3 protein-coding genes are annotated in these 1,925 nt (G+C 64.6%); 1 reads left to right on the top strand and 2 read right to left on the bottom strand.

Translation table 11 applies throughout. The features are described from left to right. The coding region (locus JHD07_RS34860; RefSeq protein ID WP_291630434.1) for a cell cycle transcriptional regulator TrcR at positions 1-513 on the top strand (513 nt) is incomplete at its 5' end. Positions 514-615: 102 nt separating this feature from the next. On the opposite strand, the gene JHD07_RS34855 is transcribed toward JHD07_RS34860, so the two are convergent. Then, complete coding sequence (locus JHD07_RS34855; protein WP_291630431.1) at positions 616-1,344, bottom strand: OmpW family outer membrane protein; 729 nt, start codon at positions 1,342-1,344, stop codon at positions 616-618. Between the two features lie 249 nt (positions 1,345-1,593). After that, positions 1,594-1,863 (bottom strand): hypothetical protein, encoded by a 270-nt coding sequence (locus tag JHD07_RS34850; protein WP_291630429.1) that lies wholly within the window; start codon positions 1,861-1,863, stop codon positions 1,594-1,596. Positions 1,864-1,925: the final 62 nt, after the last annotated feature.

The raw sequence follows: 1,925 nt of genomic DNA, 5'->3' as shown, positions 1-1,925 counted from the left end.
CGCGAGGAGATCGAGAAGGGCGAGAAGAACCCGGATTACCGGCTCCGCCTGCAGGAGAGCAAGGTGGTGCTGCCGCCCCAGCCCAAGCGCAAGGGCCCGCGCTACACCCCGGTTTCGCGCCGTCACGAGCGCCCGAGCGCCATTCTCTGGCTGCTGCGCAGCCACCCGGAGCTGAAGGACGCGCAGATCATGCGGCTCGTCGGCACCACCAAGAGCACCATCGCCAGCGTGCGCGATCGCACCCACTGGAACACGTCCCAGCTCACCCCGATCGACCCCGTCACGCTGGGCCTCTGCTCGCAGATCGAGCTCGATTTCGAGGTGCAGCGCGCCGCCAAGGAAAAGCCGATCGACGCGGCCTATGGCGGCGCCACCCTGCTGCCGGCCTCAGAGACCACCCGCAAGGACGAGTACGAGCCCGCGGAGAAGTCCAGCGACGACCTCAATGTCGATGCCGTGTTCGCCAAGCTGAAGACGCTCGGCGGCAAGAAACACGAGGAAGAGGAGGAGTAATTTCCTCCTTCGACGATCGACCGCGCGAAAAAAACGCGGCAGGGAAACCTGCCGCGTTTTTCGTGTGAGATCGCAGGCGTCGAGACTAACGCCGCAAGCGCCTCAGAACTTGTAGGTCACACCCGCACCGACCAGCCACGGATCGATGTGCGCGGTACCGGTGACCGGGATCGCGCCGTTGACCGTGGCCGAGTAGTTCGGCTGGAGCCACAGCTTCTTCACGTCGACGTTGAGGCCCCAATGCTTGTCAAGCATGTAGTCGAAGCCGAATTGCACGGCGCCGCCCCAGGCGTTGCTGACATGCAGGTTGGTAACAGTGAGGCCGCCGAACGGGATGTTCGACGCCGAATTGTTGAAGAACACGGTGTAGTTCACGCCGGCGCCGATATAGGGCTTGAAGGCGCCGAAATTGGTGAAGTGGTATTGCAGGGTGAGCGTCGGCGGCAGCAGCGTAGTCTTGCCGATGTCGAGCCCCTGGAGCGTGCCAGACCCGGTGAGGTGATGCCGCGTGACGCCGAGGATCAATTCGGCCGCAATGTTCGGGGTGAAGAAATAGGAGATGTCGAGCTCGGGGACGACCTGGTCGCTGATGTGAAGGCCCGAGTTCGGCGACGACAGGGCGGGCACGCCCGTCACATTGACCGTGCTACCACCGCCGTCCGGCAAAACGCCGAGGACGCGCAGACGGATCATCCAGGGATTCCACGCCTCCACCTTCGGCTGCGCCTTGGTATAGACCGGCAGATCCGCGGCTTGCGCCGATGCAAGCGCGCCGCCGAACGCAGCGGCGAGCACTGCGATCCGTGCGGCATTTCGAATAGTCCTTCGCATTGAATTCCCCTTGAGAGCCATGCGCGCCCCGTTGCGCGATCACAGCTGTCAGAGCAGAAACAGGGCGTCTTCGGATTTGACCTGAATCAAAATTGGACTGACGCGCCATGAATCAGGTCCGGCGTTGCACATCTGCCACGGCAGACGACAATGCGAGGGACTTGCACGGTACTCGAGTGGGCGCGCGCGACATTGGCCGCGGAGAACCGCGATCGTTTCAGCTCGGCACGTGCAAACGCGCTTAGACCGCTACGGCCGCACGGGATTGTTCAGCATGTACTCGCCGAGATCGCGCTGCCGGCGGTCGGCGCGCGCGATGGCGCCGCTGCGCTGGACGTCGCGGTCCTTGCGGCAGGCCACGTATTCAGGCGAGCCTTGCGCGTAGCCCCGGCTCTGGCACACCGCGTCGTCATCGTCGCCGCCCACCGCCACCGGCGTCTGGTAGCGCGCCGAGCAGGCGGATAGAGCGAGGGCGAGACCTAGGGCGGTCAGCAGGCGTGGCGCGGCGGCGAGTGGCATACAAGGTCCCCTATCGGCCGGCCCTGTTTAGCGCGGAATGCGGAGATTGTAAGTCCCCGGAG

Origin of the sequence: Bradyrhizobium sp. (genome assembly GCF_016462955.1) — a bacterium.
Lineage (GTDB): Bacteria > Pseudomonadota > Alphaproteobacteria > Rhizobiales > Xanthobacteraceae > Bradyrhizobium.
This window is presented reverse-complemented; position numbering and strand designations above follow the sequence as displayed.